General features: G+C 43.8%; 18 protein-coding genes and 2 tRNA genes. 15 read left to right on the top strand and 5 right to left on the bottom strand.

Going from position 1 to position 24,910, the window contains the following annotated elements; translation table 11 throughout:
- The first annotated feature begins 7 nt into the window (after positions 1-7).
- From D6855_RS11625 to D6855_RS11605, 5 genes are all read left to right on the top strand, one after another.
- Entirely contained in the window at positions 8-1,360 is a 1,353-nt protein-coding gene (locus D6855_RS11625) for an ABC transporter substrate-binding protein (protein WP_120741229.1), read from the top strand.
- A 12-nt stretch (positions 1,361-1,372) separates the two neighbouring features.
- On the top strand, positions 1,373-4,453 hold the full coding sequence (locus tag D6855_RS11620; protein WP_120741227.1) for a response regulator: 3,081 nt from the start codon (positions 1,373-1,375) through the stop codon (positions 4,451-4,453).
- 18 nt (positions 4,454-4,471) lie between these two features.
- Positions 4,472-5,668, top strand: coding sequence for an FprA family A-type flavoprotein (locus tag D6855_RS11615; RefSeq protein ID WP_120741225.1), 1,197 nt, complete (start codon positions 4,472-4,474; stop codon positions 5,666-5,668).
- A 31-nt stretch (positions 5,669-5,699) separates the two neighbouring features.
- On the top strand, positions 5,700-7,343 hold the full coding sequence (locus tag D6855_RS11610) for a DUF5722 domain-containing protein (RefSeq protein ID WP_442861350.1): 1,644 nt from the start codon (positions 5,700-5,702) through the stop codon (positions 7,341-7,343).
- 118 nt (positions 7,344-7,461) lie between these two features.
- Positions 7,462-8,688 (top strand): AAA family ATPase, encoded by a 1,227-nt coding sequence (locus D6855_RS11605; RefSeq protein WP_120741221.1) that lies wholly within the window; start codon positions 7,462-7,464, stop codon positions 8,686-8,688.
- On the opposite strand, the gene D6855_RS11600 is transcribed toward D6855_RS11605, so the two are convergent.
- The 3 genes from D6855_RS11600 to D6855_RS11590 form a co-directional block, all read right to left on the bottom strand.
- Positions 8,685-9,728 carry a hypothetical protein gene (locus tag D6855_RS11600; protein ID WP_120741219.1) on the bottom strand — a complete coding sequence of 348 codons (1,044 nt, stop codon included), beginning with the start codon at positions 9,726-9,728 and terminating at the stop codon, positions 8,685-8,687. The two genes, D6855_RS11605 and D6855_RS11600, sit on opposite strands and share 4 nt — an antisense overlap.
- 21 nt (positions 9,729-9,749) lie before the next feature.
- The gene (locus D6855_RS11595) at positions 9,750-11,024 is read right to left on the bottom strand and encodes an MBOAT family O-acyltransferase (RefSeq protein WP_158589516.1); all 1,275 of its coding nucleotides are present in this window, start codon (positions 11,022-11,024) and stop codon (positions 9,750-9,752) included.
- Positions 11,025-11,241: 217 nt separating this feature from the next.
- Positions 11,242-11,315 (bottom strand) — tRNA-Pro (locus D6855_RS11590).
- A 114-nt stretch (positions 11,316-11,429) separates the two neighbouring features.
- Here D6855_RS11590 and D6855_RS11585 point away from each other — a divergent pair.
- Positions 11,430-11,903, top strand: a complete 474-nt coding sequence (locus tag D6855_RS11585; RefSeq protein WP_120741215.1) for an RNA polymerase sigma factor — start codon at positions 11,430-11,432, stop codon at positions 11,901-11,903.
- A gap of 81 nt (positions 11,904-11,984) precedes the next feature.
- Positions 11,985-12,176 carry a hypothetical protein gene (locus D6855_RS11580; protein WP_120741213.1) on the top strand — a complete coding sequence of 64 codons (192 nt, stop codon included), beginning with the start codon at positions 11,985-11,987 and terminating at the stop codon, positions 12,174-12,176.
- A gap of 102 nt (positions 12,177-12,278) precedes the next feature.
- Here D6855_RS11580 and D6855_RS11575 read toward each other — a convergent pair.
- A tRNA-Gly gene (locus tag D6855_RS11575) sits at positions 12,279-12,351 on the bottom strand.
- Between the two features lie 98 nt (positions 12,352-12,449).
- Here D6855_RS11575 and D6855_RS11570 point away from each other — a divergent pair.
- The 8 genes from D6855_RS11570 (at position 12,450) to D6855_RS11535 (ending at position 23,558) form a co-directional block, all read left to right on the top strand.
- The gene (locus D6855_RS11570) at positions 12,450-13,529 is read left to right on the top strand and encodes a sugar ABC transporter substrate-binding protein (RefSeq protein ID WP_120741211.1); all 1,080 of its coding nucleotides are present in this window, start codon (positions 12,450-12,452) and stop codon (positions 13,527-13,529) included.
- On the top strand, positions 13,519-15,030 hold the full coding sequence (locus D6855_RS11565; protein ID WP_120741209.1) for a sensor histidine kinase: 1,512 nt from the start codon (positions 13,519-13,521) through the stop codon (positions 15,028-15,030). The genes D6855_RS11570 and D6855_RS11565 overlap by 11 nt, the downstream gene beginning before the upstream one ends.
- Entirely contained in the window at positions 15,005-16,600 is a 1,596-nt protein-coding gene (locus tag D6855_RS11560; protein WP_120741207.1) for a helix-turn-helix domain-containing protein, read from the top strand. The genes D6855_RS11565 and D6855_RS11560 overlap by 26 nt, the downstream gene beginning before the upstream one ends.
- Before the next feature lie 8 nt (positions 16,601-16,608).
- Positions 16,609-17,682: a sugar ABC transporter substrate-binding protein gene (locus D6855_RS11555; protein WP_120741205.1), complete on the top strand. Its 1,074-nt coding sequence runs from the start codon at positions 16,609-16,611 to the stop codon at positions 17,680-17,682.
- 169 nt (positions 17,683-17,851) lie between these two features.
- The gene (gene chvE / locus D6855_RS11550) at positions 17,852-19,000 is read left to right on the top strand and encodes a multiple monosaccharide ABC transporter substrate-binding protein (protein WP_120741203.1); all 1,149 of its coding nucleotides are present in this window, start codon (positions 17,852-17,854) and stop codon (positions 18,998-19,000) included.
- Between the two features lie 108 nt (positions 19,001-19,108).
- Positions 19,109-20,653: a multiple monosaccharide ABC transporter ATP-binding protein gene (gene mmsA, locus D6855_RS11545; RefSeq protein WP_120741201.1), complete on the top strand. Its 1,545-nt coding sequence runs from the start codon at positions 19,109-19,111 to the stop codon at positions 20,651-20,653.
- A gap of 2 nt (positions 20,654-20,655) precedes the next feature.
- A complete protein-coding gene (mmsB, locus tag D6855_RS11540; RefSeq protein ID WP_199712445.1) occupies positions 20,656-21,846 on the top strand; it encodes a multiple monosaccharide ABC transporter permease in 1,191 nt (396 codons plus the stop codon).
- Positions 21,847-22,034: 188 nt separating this feature from the next.
- On the top strand, positions 22,035-23,558 hold the full coding sequence (locus D6855_RS11535; protein ID WP_120741197.1) for a Na+/H+ antiporter NhaC family protein: 1,524 nt from the start codon (positions 22,035-22,037) through the stop codon (positions 23,556-23,558).
- A gap of 62 nt (positions 23,559-23,620) precedes the next feature.
- On the opposite strand, the gene D6855_RS11530 is transcribed toward D6855_RS11535, so the two are convergent.
- Complete coding sequence (locus D6855_RS11530; RefSeq protein WP_120741195.1) at positions 23,621-24,895, bottom strand: class I SAM-dependent rRNA methyltransferase; 1,275 nt, start codon at positions 24,893-24,895, stop codon at positions 23,621-23,623.
- Positions 24,896-24,910: the final 15 nt, after the last annotated feature.

Genomic DNA, 24,910 nt, shown 5'->3' with positions numbered 1-24,910 from the left:
GGGACATATGAAGAGTAAAAGGCTTCGAAATATCTTTATTTCCATCGTTTTCTTAATAATAATGATCACAGGTGCGCTTTCTGAAAAGAGTTTTTCAGAGGCGGACCTTGTATTTGCGGCGTCAGAGGAAGAAAAAGCTGACATTAGAGCCGTAAAAGAAATAACAGGCTTGGAAGGTATTATTGAACAGGATCGGCCAGTCATTAGGATTGCCTCCTGGTATCAGGAATATGACCTTGCTAATCTACAGGCATATCTTGCCAGACAATTTCCAGAATACACATTTGAATACGTTTATATCGACAAGAGCAACTATGAGCCCATTATAGATGCTCAGCTTTCCTATAAAGGTGCACCTGACATCATCTTCATGGATCAGGAAATGGTAGAAAAACATGCCAGAACAAGGTATATAGCCAATGTAACTGACATTACTACCGGATTCACTGAGGAGGCCAAAAGGTCTTTTGACTATGGAAATGCTATCTATGCGGTGCCAAACACCTCCCAGTTTGAATGCATCTACTACAACAAGGATCTTTTTAGGGAGAAGGGCGTCATTGTACCCTATTCTTTTGATACGTTTATTGGATCCTGTGACAATTTAAGGATAGTAAAAAAGATCAAGCCACTGGCAGTAAGCTTAAAAAATCCTTATGCTCTTTCTAACAGTGCCCTTGCTCTGGTTTCTGCCGATTACTTCTGTACTGACAGAGGAAGCGGCTTTGGCGGAAGGCTTCAGTACGGAAGGACTACATTTACCGAGGAGTTTGAACCCTTCCTTGATGAGTGGGAAGTGCTGATAGAGCACAAGGTGTTCACAAAAGAGATGTACACCGTAGACAACCTTACTGCCCTTGAGGAATTTGCAAGTGGTAAAGCGGCTATGATTGTTGGAGGCCCGGAAACCTACAATGCCATTATCAGGATGAGACCTGATATGAACATGGGAACACTTCCCTTCTATGGTAAAAGGGGAAGGCTTAAGGCAATGATTGGAGGATGTGATGTGGGCCTCGCCCTCAATGTCAATTCTCCAAACTATAACGAAGCAAAAAAAGTACTGACTTCTCTTTCAACACCGGCAGGACAGTATGCACTGTGGCAGGACAGACCAGGGAGTCAGACATATCTGAAATATACGCAGTTTGAGAACAGCGATGTGTATGCGGGACTTACAGAGTGCAGGGAGCAGGGTCTTATCTATTCTCCATGGATGGACTGGGGATCAGACCTAAATGGACCTATTCACTATCAGCTGGGAAAAGAGCTGCAGAAGGTGATACTTGGAAAGCAGACCACAGACCAGGCCCTTGAAAAAGTAGATAAGCGGGTTAACGAGATCCTTAGACCACAGTAATAGAGGTGTCAGATGGAGCAGAATGAGAGAAAGAAAAAACTTGGAAGTATAAGAACCAAGCTCATAGCAATGATGGCGGTACTCATTATCATCCCCATCGTTATCCTTGGTGTGTATGCCTATATCGTTGCGAAGAACAACCTTATTGAGCAGACCAGGATATCCATGATCGGAAATGCTGAAGTTATCGCTTATGGTATTGAAAACAATGCCAAAAGAGAAAATGATGTTGTAAAGTTCTTTTCCTATGAGGATTCCTTCAGAAAAGCGCTGGAGAGGGTCCATGCGGATCCCTTTACTCTGACTGATGAACTTAACGATAACATTGAACCGCTCATATGGTATTACCTCAGTAGTGATACAAACATCGAATCCATCGTTATCTATTCCCATATCATTGAAGACAAGCATATGGGTGATTTCCTTATGCAGCCAGAAACTGATCAGGAAAAAGCCTGGTACGAGTATACAGATACAGAATATGGCACCAACTGGATGGTGGATGGAAATGGCGGTGTTTACCTCGTAAAAGCCCTTCTGGATTCGGCAACATCATCAAAGAGAATTGGAATGATCGTTCTTAAGGTCAGAAACGAATCCTTCTTTTCTATAGTTAACCAGAGCAGCTACCTGGATAACGGACTAGTGATACTTGATGGAAACGGAGATGTGGTTACCCACGACCAAATAACAGATGCCAGACTTGACAGAGAGATCATGGAACGGATCCAGACCGGTGAGGTCGTTGAGTTTGAGGAGCAAAAGAACTACTTTATTGTTCCCTCAGCCAGGATGTCTAATGGCTGGATATTATACTACTACGTGGACAAGGTCGAGATCACATCTGATGTTTTCAGGATTCTGTTTTCTGTCCTTGTCATTGCCCTTGTGCTATTTTTGATATCTCTTTTCCTTGGAACAAAGATTTCAGACAGCCTGTGTTCAAGGATCGGGGCTATCAACAACATGGCCAACGAGATCAAGAACGGGTATTTTGGTGTTGAGAATAACGACACCGGAAATGATGAGATCAGTATGCTGTCAGCATCCATGAAGGATATGGCAGATACTCTGAGCAACATGGTGCTTGAGATTGACAGGATGAATAAAGAGCAGCTGGCTCTTAAGGAGAACGACATCCATTACAGAGAGTGGCTCTTTGATTTCGTTGTTGAGAGAAACAACGATATCCTCGCTGTTGTCAATGAGGATTCCTATGAGGCAAGCTTTATTACAGCCAATGCAGAAAAAGTTCTTGGACTGCCACTTGAGGAGCTTAAGGCTGACATAAGAACCCTTGAAAAAGCTCAGCGTGAGGGCGAAGATAGAAAACTTGGCGAAGCCATTACTACAGCCCTTACAACAGGCGAGGTTCAGATCTTAGAGGAGATCAGGTTCAGGAACGTCAAGACTGATGAACATCTGTATTATCGTGGAGTAATCATATGTACTTTTGATGATGGAGGAAAGAGGCTGGCCATCGCTCTCTACGACAGAACTCTTGAGATCCGAAGAAATCACACTCTTCAGGAAGCACTCAATTCAGCTGAGACTGCTAACAAGGCAAAGACAAGCTTCCTTGCAAATATGTCCCATGACTTCAGGACTCCTATGAATGCCATCACAGGCTTTAATCTCCTGATAGACAAGCACGCCCAGGAGCCAGAGAAGGTAAGAGAGTACACCCACAAGATTTCACTGGCATCCCAGAACCTGCTGGCGCTTCTTAACGATGTACTTGATATGAGTAAGATTGAGAGTGGCAAGACCACCCTTGATATCAGTGAGATGGCCATGGGACTTCTTTTAGAGGAGATAAACTCAGTCATCAGCTTCCAGGCCAAGGCCAAGAACCAGGAATATACGGTTCGTCTTGAAGAGATGGAACATGATATGTTCATGGGTGACAAGCAGAGGATCAATGAGATCCTGGTAAATATTCTTGGAAATGCGGTCAAGTATACGCCAGAGGGCGGTAAGATCGAGTTTAGGATAAGCGAGGCTCCTACTGCTTCTGAGGGCTTCTCAAACCTTAAGTTCACTATTAAGGACAACGGAATCGGAATGAAGCCTGAGTATAAGGATAAGATCTTTGATGCCTTCACAAGAGAAGAGAAGGGCGAGACCAAGGGTATCCAGGGAACAGGACTTGGTATGGCCATCACTAAGAGCCTTGTTGAGCTTATGGGCGGAACTATCCGCGTAGAAAGTGAAGAGGGCAAGGGAAGTGAGTTTATTGTAAACCTTAGACTTAAAGTGGCAGACAGCAGCTACGGTGATTTCTGGATCTCCCATGGAATCAAGAGAGTTCTCTTTGTTGATGCTAACCACTACGAGTGCGAAAAGATCGCCAACCTTCTTGAGAATGACAGTGTGGAGGTTATGGAGTCTCCAACAGGATTTGGAGCACTACATCTTATTGATATCTGTGAGGGCGAAAATCAGCCATTTGATGTTATCATGGTAGATGAGACAGTTGGTAACATGAATGCCGCTGAGATCATCAAGAACATCAGAGCCAAGGACAAGAGGAACAATGTCCTTATTATTGCCATGGTTGATGATTTCTCGGCAGTTGAGGATGAGATAAGGGCAGCAGGCGCCAACGACCTGATGCAGAAGCCATTCTTCGTATCAACCTTCAAGCAGCTCATCGAAGATATCAGCAGCCGTGCAGGAACAAACACTGCGCAGGAGGAAAAGAATCCTCTTGAGGGCATGAAGTTCCTTGCAGCAGAGGATAATGATATCAACGCAGATATCCTTATAGAGCTTATGAACATGGAGGGTGCACAGGTTACAAGAGGCGTCAATGGTCAGGAAGTTGTTGAGATGTTCAAGGCCGCCAATGAAGGCGACTACGACATGATCCTTATGGATATCCAGATGCCTATAATGAACGGATATGAGGCTGCAGCGGCTATCAGAGCATTGGACACAGACTGGTCTCAGAGGATTCCTATCATCGCCATGACAGCCAACGCCTATGCAGACGACGTTCAGCTGGCATTTGATGCGGGAATGAATGCCCATGTTTCAAAACCTATCGACATTAAGATAGTTGAGAGAACTATTTTGGAATTCAAACAATAAAACCAGGAGGAAAGAGACTTGAATAATGTAAAAAAAGTAACTGAGGGAATTTACTGGATTGGCGGAAGCGACAGAAGACTTGAGAGATTTGAGAATATCTTCCCAATTCCAGAGGGAGTATCTTATAACAGCTATTTTATCGATGATGAAAAGACAGCGGTTTTCGACACTGCAGACGTAACTGTTGCAGATCAGTATATGGAGAATTTAAAGACAGCCCTTTCTGGAAGAAAGCTTGACTACCTTGTGGTTCTTCATATGGAGCCGGACCACTGCTCACTTATCGATAAGGTAACAGCTCTTTTCCCTGATGTGACAGTAGTAGGCGGTAAGCAGACCTTCGTGTTTATGGAGCAGTTCTTCCCTGAGTCCAGGGACTATAACAAGCTTGAGGTTAAGGAGGGGGACAGCCTTTCAACAGGAGCTCATACTTTTAACTTCGTATCTGCACCTATGGTTCACTGGCCTGAGGTTTTGTTTGCTTATGACAGTGCGTCGAAAGCTCTTTTGTCTGCAGATGCATTTGGAACCTTCGGAGCCCTTGATGGCGGGCTTTTCGCCGATGAGTACGATTTTGAGAAGGACTTTCTTGAGCATTCAAGAAGATATTATGCTAACATAGTTGGAAAGTATGGCGTTCAGGTTCAGGCAGCTCTCAAAAAGGCAGCAGGCCTTGATATTCAGATGATCCTTCCACTTCACGGGCCAGTGTGGAGAAAGGATCTGAACGTAATTTTAGAAAAATATCAGAAATGGAGCACCTATGAATCTGAGTCAGATGGTGTTATAGTAGTGTATGGCAGTCTGTATGGACATACAGCCAGCGCAGCAGAAGCTGTGGCTGCATCCCTGCGGGAGAAGGGTGAAGAGGGCGTTAAAGTCTTTGATGTGTCCGGGACTGATGTATCCTATCTGATAGGTGAAGTGTGGAGGACTAAAAAGATCGTCCTCATGTGCCCAACCTATAACGGCGGAATTTATCCACCAATGGAGGGATTCATTAATGACATGATCGCTCTTGGAGTTCAGAACAGAGTATTTGCCCTGGCTCAGAACGGAACATGGGCACCTGTCACTGGCAAGATGATGTCAGAAAAATTGACAAATCTTAAGAACGTGAATATTCTTGAGAATGTACTAACCATTAAAAGTGCTCTTTCTGCAAAAGATGCAGAGGCACTAAATAGTTTCACTGATGCGGTTCATAGCGCATAAGTGGATCAAGTGGAGGTTTGTTGTGGAGAAAATGAGAGTAGTGAAAAAGTTACTGGCAGGAGTCATGGTTGTTGCAACTGTGGCATTTTCCAGTAAAGTAACAGGATTAGTAACAGACAACAGGGGAGCAGTTGCAGAGGCAGCAGGCAGAGTTGTAAGCATCGACTCATGCGTCATCTCTGGAACTGATGTTGTTGTAAATGTATCAGCCAAGAACGTTCCATCATCAGATGATGGAAAATATTATCTTTATGCTGATGAAGTATATCAGGACGGCTGTGTAGGAACAATCGTGGCAACAACTGAGAAGGGAGCAAGAGCAACCTTTACATTCCCTTTAAATCACTATCAGGAGGGATCAAACCTTAGCAAGAAGTTCCTGGTAGCAGTTAAGAGCGGCGGATCAATGCAGCAGGTTAGTGATGAGCACTATATCACAAACCCTGAGGCTATTGCTAAAAAGACAGTAGCAAGAAACGACCACGGAATGAAGGGTATTCTTCCTGGTTCAGTAGATCCTGAGACATTCAAGGATCTTGGAGTAGCCCAGATCGTTTACAATCTGTACATGGGAGACATTGTTGGACCAAGCCCTGATGGCAGAACAATCGACTTTACCTATAATGGAATTCCTTATCAGTTCAATGGTGCAGCTCTTGATCAGTATGACGGCTTTGTTCGCTGGTGTGCGATCAACAACTTCCAGCTTACAATGACAATCCTTAATAACAAGACAGAAGCTGGCGCAGACCTTATTCATCCTCTTTCAAGAGATGATCATGTTTGCCCTGGTTATGCCATGAACACTGACGAGGATGAAGGAACACAGCACCTTAAGGCTATCGCAGCCTTCCTTGCTCAGAGATATTCAGGCGGAGCTTATGGAACAATTGATAACTGGGTAATCGGTAACGAGGTTAACGCAAGAACAGAGTGGTACTACCTCAACTCAACCAACATTGAGCTCAATGTCAGCGAGTATGTTAAGGCTTTCCGTATCTTCTACAACGAGATCAAGTCTGTAAATGCCAACGCAAGAATTTACACTTCCTTCGATCAGGAGTGGAACAGAAAGTCAAATCCTGGATGCTTCCTTTCCAAGGAGTATCTGGACAGATTCAACTATTACATCAACAGAGAGGGTAACGTAGACTGGTGTCTTTCAGTTCACCCTTACAATGCACCTCTCTTTGATCCATATGCATGGAAGCAGCAGTCACAGTATGTAAATACAAGCCTTACAACTCCATACATCACAATGGAGAACATTTACATCCTTACAGACTATATGTGCCAGCCATCATTCCTTGCTCCAAGCGGTGCAGTCAGGGATATCTCTCTTTCAGAGATCGGTTACACATCAAGCTTTGGCGAGGATGCTCAGGCAGCTTCTATCACATATGCATACACAATGGCTGAGAACAACCCATACATCTCAAGCTTCATCCTCTTTAGAGAGATAGATGATGCTCACGAGATGGAGAGCCACATCGCTCAGGGTCTTAAGAACCTTGATGGCAGCAACAAGATGGCATATGACTTCTACAAGAACCTTGGCACAGCAGGCGCTGCACCTTACAAGGCAAAGGCTTCCGAGATCATCGGAGAGAACGTAGATGCCCTTGTTTTAAACAGAACATTCATGTCAAGAAGCGGATGGTTCTTAAACGACTGATAAATACTGATAACGGTACGCCAGATACGGCGTGCCGTTATTTTTTTCTTTTTATTTGTGGTACTTTGATTTACAATGGTATAGTCGTTATGACAAATTGAAATTTTTTGGAGTAGTTATGGGAAGAGATTTAGACAAGGAACTTGAAACACTTGAAAAGATAACAAATATGCAAAAGGATCTGCTCGGGGGAATCTACGGGGACTTTTTCTCAGCAGGAAGCAGCTCAAAGTCAGGAGATTTCTCTTTTCCTGAACTTGAAAGAGAGAAAAAGCCGGTAGATCAGGCGGCGCCTGCAGCTGCGCCAGAAGCTAAGAAGGACGCCATGCAGGATGCCAATGAGGCTCTTGAGGAAGCGAAAGCTCTTTTTGCTAAAGACAGCAATGTCAGCGCCCCCAAGGAAGAGGAGGTCAAGGAGCCTGAAGAGGATCCAATGGAGACCCTTGATAAGCTTATCGGCCTTTCAACTATTAAGTCAGATGTAAAAGAGCTCACAGCTTTTGTTAAGGTACAGAAGGCCAGACAGGAGCAGGGACTTAAGTCAGTTCCGGTTTCACTCCACCTGGTATTTACTGGTAACCCGGGAACAGGTAAGACCACTGTAGCAAGGATCATCGCTCAGATCTACAAGCAGATCGGAGTACTGTCCAAGGGACAGCTGGTTGAAGTTGACAGATCAGGCCTTGTAGCTGGATATGTTGGACAGACTGCGATTAAGACTCAGGAGCAGATCGCCAAGGCTAAGGGCGGAGTGCTCTTTATCGATGAGGCTTATTCACTGGCACAGAAGGATGACGCCTTCGGTCAGGAAGCTATAGATACAATTCTTAAGGCAATGGAAGATAACAGAGATGATTTTGTTGTCATCGTTGCGGGATACACAGATCCTATGAAGAAGTTCATCGAGAGTAACCCTGGACTTAAGTCCCGTTTCAACAAGTACATTGAGTTCCCGGATTACAATATCGACGAGCTTGAAGAGATCTTCAACATGAACTGCAAGAAGTACGACTACAAGGTTGAAGAGGAAGTTCAGCACCAGATAAGGGCGCTTATCACATCAAGGAAGATTCAGAACATCGACAATTTCGCCAATGCCAGAGAGGTCAGAAACCTCTTTGAGGAGATCATCACAAACCAGGCAAGAAGAATTGCGACTCTGGAGAATCCTACAAGTGATGATATGATGAAGATCGTCCTTGAGGACCTTACTGAGGAGAAGCTTGGCGAAGAGGAGAGCGCTCCAGCAGAAGAGAACGCTGAAACAAAAGAAAACGCCACTGCCGAGGCAGATAGCGTTTCTGTAGATTCAGAGGATGCTTCAGAAGAAAGCAGTGAGGCTTAATTGCCTGAGTACGAATTAGTAGAAATACCGCGGGCTGCGGCCTGCTCATACAGGGTTTTGGTAAGTGTTTCAGTGTTTTCGCTTGTGACATATACGCCAAAGCCCTGTTCTGTTAACTGGGGGTCTGCTTCGCCTTCAAGCATGCAGGCAATCATCATGTCAGCAACTTCGGGACTAAAGTGACTTGTCTCGTAGTAGTAAGACATATCTGTAGTAATATCATTTATTCCGCTGAAATTATAATAGTCAGTAGTGTTTGCCAGTTCTGTGAGGAAATCTATGTAGCCATTTTCCACATCTTTTTCGTAGGTGTAGATGTTTATTGGATTTGTAAAGAAGACAAGGTGTATATTGTTTTCTTCGCAAAGGGCTTTAATAGCTGCGATGTCTTCAAAGACTTCTTTCCTTGGTGCATAGTAATCAGACCAGGTTGGAGCGGTGTCGCTCTCATCAAAGCCTGTGGGCATATCAAGTCTTTCTGTTCCTGTTTCAAGGAGTCTGCCACCAAAATCCGGATCATTATCTGTAAAAGCACCAGATACTTCAAGGGATTCGCTGATGGTTATCAGATCAAAGTATCCAAGGTAGAATTTAAGCTTTGAGATGGGATTCTTATTCCAGGGATAAGCCTTTCTGTAGAGCATTTTCTGGTGACTTGATGGGTCAACGAAATATGCTATGTCATCAAGGCCGATATAAACGTTCTTTGGAACAATACCCTTTGAGATAAGTATTTCAAGGTCCTCAAGGTGCTCAGCTGGAAGACCCTCTGAATAGGACATGTCGTAGCACTTTCCGTCACTCATCTTGGATACATCAAAATAGCCAACTCTTGAAGAGCCGAATAATAAGGAATCATACTTGTCAGGATTCTTGATTACATTGCGCATCTTGATGTAGCGCTTGTTGGGCTCGACTCCGTTATTCCTTACATTTGTAGCGTGGAACACGTTGTAGGGGTCGATAACATAAGCCGGAATGGCAAAGATCAAGCCGACGATTATGAAAAAAGCTATGCACTTAAGTAGAAAGTTTTTCATACGAATACCTGACCCTGCCTTTTAAAACGTAAAGTAAATAAAGCTCTGAGTGGTTCCGCCGTTAAGCTGTGTGGTTACTACCCAGACAGTAAGGGCTATATAGATAGGCCATCTTACCAGAAGAGGAACCTTTGAAAACTCAGTAGAAATGTCTTTTTTAAGCGAAATAAAGTCGTAGATCACAAGTAAAATCACGGGAGCAGTAAGCTTTAAGAGGTCAAGGCCTGTAATACCAAAGTCGGTCAGCATCCTGGTCCATGCAGCTGCAAAATGAAGGATCACTCCACTGTGGAGATGTGATACAACGTAAAATGCGTCTGAGAAATTGTCTGCCCTGAAAAAGATCCAGGCTATATCAACCAGAATGAAGGTAAGAGCCCAGTGGATGACGTTGGATGCAACGCCCGTCTGCCGATCTTTCTTTTCCCCAGACCTTGTCCAAAAGAGGCCTTCAATAACCTGATATATTCCGTGAAGTCCGCCCCAGACAATAAATGTCCAGTTTGCGCCGTGCCAGAGGCCGCTTGCCAGCATGGTGAGAAGGATGTTTCGGTTCTTTTTAAGCTCTCCGTGTCTGCTGCCTCCAAGAGGGATATACACGTAATCCCTAAACCATGTGGAGAGGGAAATGTGCCATCTGGACCAGAATTCCTTAATAGACCTTGAGAAATAGGGGCTCTTAAAGTTCTCCATAAGATCGATATTAAAGAGTCTTGCAACACCAATAGCGATGTCTGAATAACCGGAAAAGTCGCAGTAGATCTGCATGGTGTACATAAGAGAAGTGATGATAAAGGTCATTCCAAAGTAGTCATAGACTGAGGAATATATGCTATCAACGTAGGCTGAAAGAGAATCTGCGATGATGAGCTTTTTAAAATATCCCCACATGATAAGGCGAAGGCCGCTTTCAGCCTTTGCGGCGTCGAAATCTCTTTTCTCAAAGAACTGCCCAAGAAGCTGCGGAGCCCTTCCTATAGGTCCAGCTATGATCTGAGGGAAAAATGAGACATAGAGAGACAGCTTTGCAAAATTGCTCTCTGCCTTGATCTTGCCCTTATATACATCCACCAGGTAGCTTACAGTCATAAAGGTATAAAAAGAGATTCCAGCTGGCTGAGCTATTGCCAGTGTCTTAGGGTGAAGGTTAAGACCCACAGCCCCTGCGATACCTGAAGCAATTTCAGAAGCGAAATTAAAATACTTGAAAAAGAACAGGAAAGAAAAGCAGATAAGGATAGAACAGATAAGGTACAAAGACTTGTTCTTAGAAGAAGTCTTTTGCCTGTCCATCATTATTGCAAAGATCCAGCTAATAAAAGTTATAAAAAGTAGTAATGGGAAAAACTTTGGACATAAGGATAAATAGAAATACCAATCGATGACTAGCAGAACTATCCATCGGATCTTATCTGTACTGAGCCAGTACAAGCAGAACGCTATGGGCAGGAACAATACAAATTCCAGGGAATTAAACAACATGGAAGACTCCATACTCTTAAAAGAATCGAAATCGGGGCGACGTGATTCGAACACGCGACCTCTGCGTCCCGAACGCAGCGCTCTACCAAGCTGAGCCACGCCCCGAAATCTGTGGTTGCCAAAATATTATATTTGATAATCTGCTCTTTAGCAAGTGGAGTAATTAAGGTATAATTATAGGTGATTAGTATCTTATTTTCGGAGAGGGTGGACATAAGTATGCTGACTAAAGAAGAAATCTATACCCAGTACAGAGACAAGGTTTTTGGCTATGTGAGAAATCACGTCAATTCACCGGAGGATGCTGAGGATATCACAAGCGATATCTTTGTTAAGATCTACAGTAAGCTTGATACCTACGATGAATCCAAGGCAAGCCTTTCAACATGGATCTATTCCATGACCAGCAACACGGTCATAGATTTTTACAGAACTAATCACATACATTCAGAGATCCCAGAGGATCTTACCGACGAGGGAAGCTCCATTGAGGATGAGGTATTAAATAACGAGAACCTGGAGATTCTTGCAGATGCGCTGAGTAGGCTCCCGCAGGAACAGATGGATATAATCGTCCTCAGGTATTACAAGGGACTTACCCTTCAGGATATAGCTGTTAAGATGAACCTCTCATATGGCGTTGTCAAGTTAAGGCACAGAGAGGCTTTGGGAAGACTAAGAGATATGTTATAAATTTTTTTGCCACATATCCTTGTCGTTCGTATAAAAGATTGAAAGCAAATGAACGATGCTTACAAAATGGAGGTTGCTTCTATGGAAAAGAAATTATCAAGATTGTTTGATTATCAGAAATATGAGCCAAATGATAAGCTTGCATCTATCATAAAGGACGTTGAGTCCAGATATTCAGATGATATTCAGGTTCTTTCAGATGATGAGCTTGGAATGTTAAATGCCGCTGGTGTTGTAGACGCATTCACCAAGAAGCAGGAGACCAAGCTGTGATAGTTTAAACAAAATGAAACTGGGCACGAGAGATTATCCCGTGCCCAGTTTTTTATTGTTTATTTTTGTGGATGAACGAATCTGAAAAATGGCAAAAAAATAAGCGATAGACGGGGCTCGAACCCGCGGTCTCCACCTTGGCAAGGTGGCGCTTTACCAACTAAGCTACTATCGCATTGCCTGTCGTTGTTGACAGCAAAGTAAATATTAAACTACATTGAAAGCTTTGTCAATAGCTTTTTCTTATTGGCGCGATTTGGTACAATCGGATTTATGGATAAGCAGTATAAAACAAACGAAAACAAACAATATCTGATCTTTGCCGCAACAATTCTGTTTCTGTTAGTTACTATTGTTGTTGGTGCAATTGTTTTCAGATTTTATAAGCTTAGTGTTAAGGGAAGTTCCGACGTAAGGGAATATGACAAGTACTACTGCCTTATCGCTGACAATCACAAGTCAGATTTCTGGCAGTCGGTTTACGACGGCGCTTTAGAAGCGGCTAAGGAAGAGAATATCTATGTGGATCTGCTTGGTAATAATCTCTCAGGAGAGTACACGACCGAGGAACTCATGAAGATGGCCATAGCTGCAAGGCCCGACGCCATCATGGTATCTGCTGATGAATCTGATACCATGACAGAGCTGATAAACGAAGCTGTCTGGGGAGGAATCCCAGTAGTTACCCTGTACGGAGACAATACGAGATCTGACAGGCTTAGTTTCGTTGGAGTTGGCGGATACAGTATAGGTAAGATGTATGGCAAGCAGGTTATCAATGTCATCAAGGAGAGACGAAGAGAAGACTTTATTGAAGCTGAGAGCTTTGAAGAGCGCTCCCACGTCAAGGTGGTTGTAGTTGCCAATTCTGATACCAAAGATACCGGACAGAACATCATCATCCCTGCAATGCAGGATGCCATCATGGAAGAAAACGCCACAGATGCGGAATTTTCCATATCCATCATGACGGTTGATAATTCCAATTCCTTCTCAGTGGAAGAGTCCATAAGGGATATCTTCATGGAAGAGGAGGTTCCGGACGTCATCGTTTGCCTCAATGAACTTAGTACAGTCTGCGCATATCAGGCAGTAGTTGACTTTAACAAGGTTGGAGAAGTAAACATACTTGGATATTACGATTCACAGGATATACTGACAGCCATTGAAAGAGGCGGAATTTACGCCACTGTTTCAATAGATGCAAGGCAGCTTGGTGAGTACAGCATCAAGGCCCTTTCAGATTATTATGACCTTGGAAACACAAGTGAATATTACCTTGCAGATGTAACTCTTATAAATCAGGACAATGTTAATCAGTTTCTGACAGGGGAGGACGAAGATGAAGAGTAGATTCTTTGATAAGCCCCTGCAGTTTAAGATCATTATCATCTGCGCTATCACCAATGTTATCATCTTCGTGGTGAATATCTTCCTGATCCTTGGAATCAACAGCATGTCCAACGATATGGAAGCAGCCTATCTGGACAACAGACAGCTGAATGAACTGACCACCGCTCTTTCTGATGTGCAGGATTCCATGACGGAGTACCTAAGCTCCAAGACCAGTGAGTCTTTGGAAAACTATTACAAAAGTGCCCAGAGATACCAGGATCTTACTGATACTCTGAATGATAAGATAACCGACCAGAGCTACGACAGGATGGAGCGCAATATCAAGTTTATGTCCAAGACTTATCTTGATGAAGTTGCCCAGACTGTTGAGGCCAAGCGAGGTCGAAATGTTGAGAAGTATCGCACCTACTATGAGAATGCCACAGAGCTGTGCGACGATATCGAGGAATATATCACAAACCTGAACCTGGAACTCTTTGTAGTAAACTCAGAGAAGTACACTGCCCTCAGCAAAGCCTTTAAGAAGTTTGAGGCAGCAGGCGTTCTTGTCATGACCCTTATCATGGTGGGCAACGTTATAATGGTAGCCAGCCTTGTAAACGCCATGACCATGCCGCTTAAGAATCTTGCAAGCAGCGCGGACGAGGTTTCTAAAGGTAACTTCGATACAGAGATTCCGGACACTCCATACGACGATGAGGTTGGTGTCGTAACAAGGGCCTTCAACAAGATGGTTGTCAGCATCAAACAGTACATCGAGCAGCTCAAGGAGAGTATGGAAAAAGAGAGACTCCTTCAGGAAAAAGAGCTGATGATGACCGCTCACCTTAAGGAAGCCCAGCTTAAGTACCTGCAGGCTCAGATCAATCCGCACTTTTTGTTCAACACCTTAAATGCAGGCGCTCAGCTTGCCATGATGGAAGGTGCAGATAAGACCTACGAGTATGTTCAGACAGTTGCAGACTTTTTCAGATATAACGTTAAGAACAACAAAAATGACGTTACAGTAAGAGAAGAGGTAGACCTGGTAGACAATTACATCCAGATCCTGAATGTAAGATTCTCCGGAGATATCGGCTATGAAAAGCAGATAGACAAAAGGCTCCTTGATATCAAGATGCCAAGCATGATCCTTCAGCCCATCGTAGAAAATGCCGTAAACCACGGTATCAGAGAGATGGGAGATAAGGGAAAGATAAGCCTCAAGGTATTCAGGGACGGAGAGGATGTCTGCATAAGTGTTGCTGACAACGGGAAGGGCATTGCCAAAGAGGAGATCGACAGGATCCTTGATGGCAGCTACGAGCCAAGAGAGCAGCAGTACGACAACAACGGAATAGGACTTGGCAACGTTATAGCAAGACTTCGCCTCTATGCGGGAAGGGATGACGTTGTAGAGATCCACAGCCAGGGAGAAAATATGGGCTGCGAGTTTATAGTGCGCATCCCAAGACAGAAGAAAGAAGCAAACGATGTACAGAGTGATGATCGCGGATGACGAAGGAATCGTCATCGACTCAATGAAATTCATAATTGAAAAAGAGTTTGGGGACAAGTGCAGTCTTGAGTTTGCAAAGACCGGCAGACGCCTTATCGAGGTGGCTGAGCAGTTCAGACCGGATATTGCGGTTGTTGATATCCACATGCCCGGTATCAACGGTATCGACGCCATCAAGGAGATGAAGCAGTTCTGTCCAAACGCTGTGTTTATCGTCATGTCAGCCTATGATAAGTTTGACTACGCCAAAGAGGCCATCAAGCTTGGAGTACTTGAGTATATAACAAAGCCCATGGAGCGAATGAAGGTAATAGACACCTTAAAGCGCGCCATGGACCAGATAGATTCAGAAAGAGCCAAGAGGAGCAACGAGCTTCTCATAAAAGAAAAGCTTGAGACCATCGAGCCTATCATTGAGAACGGCCTTATCTACGACATTCTTCTTCAGGAGCATTTTGAGGAGGATGTGGACAGCTATAAGAGCATTCTTGGAATCGAGGACGACTACGGATACATGATGGCTATCGTCTGCGGCGAAACCCAGGAAGGTAACCACATGACCAACGCCGTAGGAAGCTCCGTAAAAGTATCTGGTATGTACAGGGAGATCCGTGAAGGGGTCAAGAGCTTTTTTGACTGCAAGATAGGAAACGTTATGGCCAATAAGATCGCTGTGCTGGTTCCTTATGGAAGCAAGGTCCTTGAGTACAATGACAGAACTGAGCTCATTGACAGAGCCAGGGACATGTGCAGATACCTTCGCAAAAAGACAGATATCAACTTCCGTGTGGGAATTGGCGCTCTGCATCCACTGAGGGATCTGGGAGATTCCTACAGAGAAGCTTTAAATGCTCTTATCGCTACAACAGGAACCGTGGCTCATGTGGATGACCTTACCATCAGCTGCAGCTATGAGGAGGACTATCCCAAAGAGCTTGAAAAGCCTATGTTTGAGGCTGTTTCAAAGGGAGACTTAAACGGCATGCTGGTTTACGCCGACAAGTATGCTGACTGGATGTGCCAGAGAGCTGGTTCAGGAGACCTGATGTCCATGAGGCTTAAGGCCCTTGAGTTTGCACTCTATGCTGAGCACATTGCATACCAGAGTGGAGGTCAGACCTACCACTATTCAGGAAGAGACACCTACCTTCCGGAGATCATGGGAATGAGCACTCCAACGGAGGTCCGGGACTGGTTTATCGCCAAGCTCTCAAACGCCTGCAGCGACGTAGTAAGTAAGAGGGAAGAGCGTTCCAACGATATCATAAGGACCGCTATGGAGTATATTAAAGATAACTACAGCAAAGAGATTTCCTTAGACGACGTATCAAGACAGGTCAACATCTCGCCCTACTATTTCAGTAAGATCTTCAAGGAGGAGAGTGGCCTTAACTTTATTGAGTACCTGACCAATATAAGGATCGACAAGGCAAAAGAGCTGTTGTCTGGTACGGACATGTCCATCAAGGAGGTCTGCGCTACCTGCGGATACACAGATCCGAACTACTTCAGCCGCAGTTTCAAAAAGAATGTGGGAGTTACACCTACTGAGTTTAAAGAGAGAGGTTAAAAAGAGTAATGGGGAAAATAGTAAGGAAAAGAGGGATTTCTTTTATCCTTGCGCTTGTATTATGCGTTTTGTCGCTGACAGCCTGCGGAGGGGAAGGCGCTGACAGCAGCAAAAAGGACAAGGAAGACGACGACAAGATAAGCATTGGAATGTGCTTTGACTCCTTTGTCATTGAGAGATGGCAGAGGGACAGGGACGTGTTCGTGTCTACTGCCAAGGAGCTTGGGGCTGAGGTCAATATCCAGAACGCCAACGGAGACCCAATGCAGCAGAAGCAGCAGATCGAGTACTTCATCAAGAGCGGAATGGACGTTATTGTCATCATCTGTATTGATTCCACAGCCATAGCTGAGTCCGTTAAGAAGGCTCAGGACGCAGGGATCAAGGTTATCGCCTACGACAGGCCCATCAAGGATGCAGGTGTTGATCTGTATATCTCTTTTGACAACGAGAAGGTTGGCCAGATGATGGGCGAAGCCATAGTTAAAAGAGATGTGAAGAACGGAAAAGTTTTGATGATATGCGGATCGCTTACAGATTTCAACGTACCTATGGTTGAAAACGGCTTTAAAAAAGTCATGAGACAGAACAGAAACGAGATCATCGACACCTTCTACGCAGACGGCTGGAAAGCTGAGGAGGCAGGCAACTACATCATAAATAACATGGACAAAGTTGTTATGGCAGACGCAATAATGTGCGGTAACGACGATCTTGCCACAAGAGTGGTACATGCCCTTGCGGAAAAGAGACTTGCAGGAAAGATACTGGTTGTTGGTCAGGACGCAGACCTTGAGGCCTGCCAGAGGATTGTAGAGGGCACGCAGCTTATGACAGTTTATAAGCCTATTGAGAAGCTGGCTCAGAGAGCTGCCCAGGCGTCGGTTCTTCTTGCGCTTGGACAGGGTGTTGAGGATCCCAATCTCTCTCAGTATGATGACGGATCAGAAATGGTGCCATACCTTAAGATAGACCCTGTAAGCGTTAATGAGAGCAACATCAATGAGGTTATCATTAAGAGTGGATTCCACTTAAAAGAAGATGTGTATCTTAATGTTCCTGGTAAGATGCCATCAAACTAATAGCATTATATTAATATCGTGTGCTGTGCTGGCAAAAAAATGCTAGCACAGCTTTTTTATTAAATTTTTGTAAATAAAAATATGCTGTATTTCATAAATCATTGCTATTTAATATGTGATAACTTATGTGTGTAAACAAACCAACTTAATTTTTTAAGGGAGGGAAACCATGAAGAAAAAACTTTTAAGCGGTATTCTTGCAACAGCAATGACAATGTCATTACTTGTTGGTTGCGGCTCATCTGCACCAGCAGCAACAGAGACAGCTGAGGCTCCAGCAGCAGAAGCACCTGCAGCAGAGGCTCCAGCAGCAGAAGCTCCAGCAGCAGAGGCAGGCGGAGCTGGAAGAGTAGGTGTTGCAATGCCTACTAAGGATCTCCAGAGATGGAATCAGGACGGCGAGAACATGCAGAAGCAGCTCGAGGCAGCTGGATACGAAGTTGACCTTCAGTATGCATCAAACGATATTCCTACACAGGTTTCACAGATCGAGAACATGATCTCATCTGGCGCTAAGGTTCTTGTAATCGCATCTATCGATGGTGATTCACTTGGAACAGTTCTTGAGCAGGCTAAAGAGCAGGGCGTAGCTGTTATCGCTTACGACCGTCTTATCATGAATTCTGACGCTGTTTCTTACTATGCTACATTCGATAACTACATGGTAGGAACAAAGCAGGGCGAGTACATCAGAGATCAGCTTGATCTTGACAACGCAGCAGGCCCATTCAACATCGAGCTCTTCACAGGTGATCCTGGTGACAACAATGCTAGATTCTTCTTCGGCGGCGCTATGGACGTACTTAACAAGTACATCGATGAGGGCAAGCTCGTAGTTAAGTCTGGTCAGAAGGATTTCGATAGTGTTGCTACAGCTAACTGGGCAACAGAGAACGCTCAGTCAAGAATGGACGCTATCATTTCTGCTAACTATGCAGATGGAACAAAGCTTGACGCTGTTATGTGCTCAAACGACTCAACAGCTCAGGGTGTTACAAACTCACTCGAAGCTAACTACACAGGTGATTGGCCAATCATCACAGGTCAGGACTGTGATATCGTTTCTGTAAAGAACATGATCGCTGGAAAGCAGTCAATGTCTATCTTCAAGGATACACGTACTCTTGCAGCTAAGACTGTAGAGATGGTTGACGCTATCATGAAGGGTTCAGAGGCTCCAGTTAACGATACAAAGACATACGACAACGGAACAGGTATCATTCCTTCATTCCTTTGCGAGCCTGTATTTGCAGACGTTAACAACTACAAGGAACTTCTTATCGATTCTGGTTACTACACAGAGGATCAGCTTAAGTAATAGCTTAAACGGGTTAGGTAAAAAACTATAATAACTATGAGGCGGGCGCAATATGACCCGCCTCTATTAAAGCAAAAAAGAGATTAAGAGAGAGAAGGAGGGGTTAAATTGGCGAAGATATTACTGGAAATGAAAAATATCACCAAGACCTTCCCCGGTGTGAAAGCCTTAGATAATGTAAATTTACAGGTTGAAGAAGGAGAAATCCACGCACTCGTTGGAGAAAACGGAGCTGGAAAGTCCACTTTGATGAACGTTCTTAGTGGAATTTATGCATATGGCTCCTATGAAGGCGATATTGTTTACGATTCTGAAATATGCAAATTTAACGACATTAAAGACAGTGAAGGTAAGGGAATAGTTATCATCCATCAGGAGCTTGCGCTTATTCCTTATATGACCATCGCTGAGAACATGTTCCTCGGAAATGAGAGAGGAAAGAAGTTTAAGATCAACTGGAATGAGACCGGTGCTCTGGCAAGACAGTATCTTGACACTGTTGGCCTTTCAGAGAGCACACAGACATTAATTAAGGACATTGGTGTTGGTAAGCAGCTCGTAGAGATTGCAAAAGCTCTTTCAAAGCATGCAAGGCTCCTCATCCTTGATGAGCCTACATCCTCACTTAATGAGACTGATTCAAGAGCACTTCTTGATCTTCTCCTTAAGCTTAAGAAAGAGCAGAATCTTACATCAATCATTATTTCACATAAGCTCAATGAGGTTTCCTATGTTGCAGACAAGATCACAGTTATCCGTGACGGAGCAACTATTGAGACCCTTACAAAGGGCGTAGATGATTTCTCAGAAGCAAGAATCATCAAGGGAATGGTAGGAAGAGAACTTTCTGACAGATTCCCTAAGCGTGAATCTCACGTTGGCGAAGTAATGATGGAAGTTAAGAACTGGAATGTTTACCATCCATTATATAACGAGAGAAAGATCGTTGATGATGTAAGTATCAACGTAAGAAAGGGCGAGGTTCTTGGTATCTCAGGACTTATGGGAGCAGGAAGAACCGAGCTTGCAATGAGCATCTTTGGTAAGAGTTATGGAGAGAATATCTCTGGACAGCTCTTTATCCAGGGAAAAGAGGTTCACCTCAACTCTGTACAGGACGCTATCAAGCACAAACTTGCATATGTTACTGAAGACAGAAAGGGTAATGGACTTATTCTTTCTAACCCGATCAAGATAAACACAACTCTTGCAAATCTTGGCGAAGTAAGTAACAGGACAGTAATTGATAAGGATAAAGAGTACTCTGTAGCAGTTGAGTACAAGGAGAAGCTTAAGACAAAATGCCCTACAGTAGAGCAGAACGTTGGTAACCTTTCAGGTGGTAACCAGCAGAAAGTTCTTCTTGCTAAGTGGATGTTTGCTAATCCTGATATCCTTATTCTTGATGAGCCTACAAGAGGTATCGACGTAGGTGCTAAATATGAAATCTATTGTATTATCAACCAGCTGGTAAGCGAAGGTAAATCTGTAATCATGATATCTTCTGAGCTTCCGGAGATCCTTGGTATGTGTGACAGAATCTATGTCATGAACGAAGGAAGAATGGTTGGCGAACTGGATGGCAAAGATGCTACCCAGGAGAAGATTATGACTTATATTTTACAGTCATCCGGAAAAAGGGAGGTTGGTTAATAATGAATAATACTAGAGTAATTGATTTTATAAAAAAGAATACGATGATCATTGTTCTGATCATTGTACTTGGATTCTTCTCATGGAGAACAGGCGGAGCAATCCTCCTTCCCATGAACGTAAGTAACCTTATCTCACAGAACGCATACGTGTTCATTCTTGCAACAGGTATGCTGCTGTGTATCTTAACTGGAGGTAACATCGACCTTTCAGTTGGATCTGTTGTTTGTTTCGTTGGTGCTATCGGCGCTACTTTGATGGTTAACTTAAATGTACCTGTATGGCTTACTATTATCATCATGGTACTTATCGGAACTGCTATCGGAGCATTCCAGGGATTCTGGATCGCTTTTGTAAGAATTCCTCCTTTCATCACTACACTGGCAGGAATGCTGGCATTCAGAGGACTTTCAAACGTAGTACTTAACGGTCTTACAGTATCCATCAAGGAGCAGACCACATTTGTAAACCTCTTCGGAGGCGGTGCTGACTGCTACGTTCACGACTTCTTAGGCGGAAATGGCATCAACCTTACATGCCTTGTATGTGGTATCCTTGCAGCAGCTCTTTTCGTAATCCTTCAGTTCATCACACGTATCAACAGAAAGAAACACGGTTACGAGACAGAGGCTCTTTGGACATTCGTAGTAAAGATGGTAGTTATCGTTGGTGTAGTTATCCTCTTTGCTTACAAGCTCGCTCAGCACAAAGGTATTCCTACAGTTCTTATCTGGGTTCTTGTTGTAGTTCTTGTTTATGGCTACATCACACAGAACACCACAGTAGGAAGACATTTCTACGCAGTAGGTGGTAACGAGAAGGCTACAAAGCTTTCCGGTATCAATACTAATAAAGTTTACTTCCTTGCATACACAAACATGGGATTCCTTGCAGCCCTGGCTGCTATGGTAACAATCGCTAGACTTACATCAGCTCAGCCAACATACGGCCAGAACTATGAGATGGACGCTATCGGATCCTGCTTCATCGGTGGAGCATCAGCTTACGGCGGAATCGGAACAGTTCCTGGAGTTATCGTAGGTGCGGTTCTCATGGGTGTTATCAACCTTGGTATGTCACTTATGGGTGTCGATGCCAACATGCAGAAGGTGGTTAAGGGCGCAGTTCTTCTCGCTGCTGTTATCTTTGATGTAGTATCAAAGCGTGGCGGAAAGATGATAGTTAAAAACTAACATATAGACTTGTTGCCAAATTCTTTCTCTTATTTCTTTGCACAGGGCTGCTATCTGGGGATGTATACCCCCGGGTAGCAGCCTTGTACTTTTTTGCGAAAAATAAAACCCAGAACATGAAAAAGTGTGATATATTTATTGTGGGATTTAACAAATTAACGTGCAAAAGAGATGTTGGGAGGTAAATAATGTTTGTTGATTCATTTTGGGCACTAGTGCCGGCGATTATCGCAATTGCTTTAGCTTTAATCACTAAAGAAGTTTATTCTTCTCTTTTTCTTGGGATTCTTGTGGGAGGACTTCTTTATTCTTCTTTCAGTATAGAAGGAACCATTCAACATGTTTTTGTTGATGGAATGATAGCTCAACTTTCGGATAGTTGGAATGTTGGAATCTTGATCTTCCTGGTGGTTTTGGGAACTATGGTCATGTTGATGAATCGTGCAGGCGGTTCAAGCGCATTTGGAAAATGGGCAGTTGAGCATGTAAAGACCAAGGTTGGAGCCCAGATTGCAACTATTCTCCTTGGAATGTTGATTTTTATTGATGACTATTTTAACTGCCTGACTGTAGGCTCTGTTATGCGTCCACTTACAGATAAGCACAAGATTTCCAGAGAAAAACTGGCTTATCTTATTGACGCAACAGCTGCTCCTATATGTATCATTGCTCCTATTTCGTCATGGGCCGCAGCTGTAACAGGATTTGTTGACGGCGCAAACGGACTTACTCTTTTTGTAAGAGCCATTCCTTATAACTTTTATGCTCTGCTTACGATCGTAATGATGTTTGGGCTTACTGCGATGAACTTTGATTACGGTCCTATGAAAAAAGCAGAAGAGCATATTCTGAAGGATCCAAAAAAATACAATTACGGCGACGGAGAAGGACTTTTGGGCGCTACCGATCAGCCACATCCACCAACTTCTCAGAAAGGTAGAGTTATTCACCTTGTATTTCCTATAGTGGCACTTATTATTTGCTGCGTTGTTGGTATGATCTATACTGGTGGTTTCTTCAGTGGCACAAATTTCGTTGATGCTTTTTCTGGTTCAGACGCATCTGTAGGGCTTGTATATGGTTCTGTAGTTGCACTGCTTTTAACAGTTATCTTTTTTATGGCAACCCGGGTTCTTTCCTTCAAAGAATGTATGAATTCTATTCCAGAAGGCTTCAAGAGTATGGTTCCTGCTATTCTAGTCCTTACATTCGCATGGACCTTAAAGAGCATGACAGACTCTCTTGGCGCAGCAACCTATGTTGCTGGTATTTTTGAAAACGTTGCAGAAAACAATGCTGTTATGAGTTTCATCCCTGCCTTGGTTTTTGTCATCGCTACTTTCCTTGCTTTTGCTACTGGTACTTCCTGGGGAACCTTTGGTATCCTTATCCCTATAGTTGTTAATGTATTTGGAGCAAATCTGGATAATGAACTTATGATCATTTCTATTTCTGCATGTATGGCAGGTGCAGTTTGCGGAGATCATTGCTCACCTATTTCCGATACAACTATCATGGCTAGCGCAGGTGCACAGTGTGACCACATCAGGCACGTATCAACTCAGCTGCCTTATGCAATAACAGCAGCAGCTGTATCCTTTGCCGCTTATATCATTTCAGGTTTTGTCAGAAACTGGGTTATTTGTTTCGCAATTGGAATCATTCTTATGTTTATTACGCTTTTTGCAATTAAAAAAGTCGAAAGTAAATAGCTTTACTAACAGAAATACCACCAGACCTGATATCAGGCTGGTGGTATTTTTTAAATATAGGATTACAGTTCGTCACATACCTGGAAGATCACGAATTTCAGATAGTAGGAAGCAGATCCGCCCCAGAGGATCGGGTGATCCATGGCCTGCTGCCTGAACTCTACCTGCTTAAGGCGCTTGTGGGCGTCTCTGGCTGCATCGCTTATGGTCTTTAAAAAGAGCTCTTCATCCATAAAGTGCGAACATGAGCAGGTAGCAAGATATCCGCCGTCTTTTACAAGTCGCATTCCGCGAAGATTGATCTCTTTATATCCTGTAACAGCCTTCTTGATAGAAGCCCTTGATTTGGTAAATGCTGGAGGGTCAAGGATGACAACATCGAACTTCTCGCCCTTTTTCTCAAGGTCAGGCAGAAGCTCAAACACATCTGCACACTGGAAGGTTGCCACATTTTCAAGGTTATTTAGGGCTGCATTTTCTCTTGCCTGGTCACAGCCAAGGTCTGATGCATCTACGCCAAGGACTGAAGTTGCTCCAGCAGCTGCAGCGTTAAGAGCAAAGGAGCCAGTATGTGTAAAGCAGTCCAGGACTTTTTTGCCCTTGCAGATTCCCCTGATAGCCTGTCTGTTGAACTTCTGATCAAGGAAAAATCCGGTCTTCTGGCCGTTTTCTACGTCAACGTAGTATTTTACGCCATTCTCTTCAATGAGAACCTTGGTATCAAAAGGCTCTCCAATAAATCCCTTGGTCCTCTCAAGACCTTCAAGCTCTCGAACCTTGGCATCACTTCTCTCATAGACTCCACGAATGATTACGCCATCCTCAGCAAGGACTTTTTTGCAAAGGTCAATGATCTTATCCTTCATCCTGTCAGTTCCAAGAGCCAGGGATTCGATTACTAAAACGTCGGAGAACTTGTCGATTGTGATTCCAGGAAGGAAGTCCGCCTCTCCAAATACAAGTCTTGTAGAAAGTCTTGTAAGAGCATCGGATCTCTCATTATCTGTTATGGCAGACAGCTCTTTTCCATTAAGAAGATATTCCTTAATGTAGCTACGCATGATATTCTTCCTGTGATTCCAGGCGTCGCGAACTCTCTTTTCAAGGAGCATGAGATCCACCGGGTTATCCTTTTTCCTGGACATGACGCGGACTCTTATCTTGGAGTTCTCATTGATAAATCCGTATCCCAGGAAATAATCGTCAAAGTCGTGGAGCTCAATAATATCTCCGTTTTCAAAGCTGCCATCTACTCTGTCTATCTCGTTGTCATAAATCCAGAGACCGCCTGATTTAAATTCTCTGCCCTGTCCCTTTTTTAAGATCACATTTGCCATATCAATAAACCTCTT

This window comes from Butyrivibrio sp. CB08 (genome assembly GCF_003625485.1).
GTDB lineage: Bacteria > Bacillota > Clostridia > Lachnospirales > Lachnospiraceae > Butyrivibrio.
The sequence above is the reverse complement of the archived record's forward strand: the minus strand, read 5'-3'. Positions and strand labels throughout refer to the sequence as shown.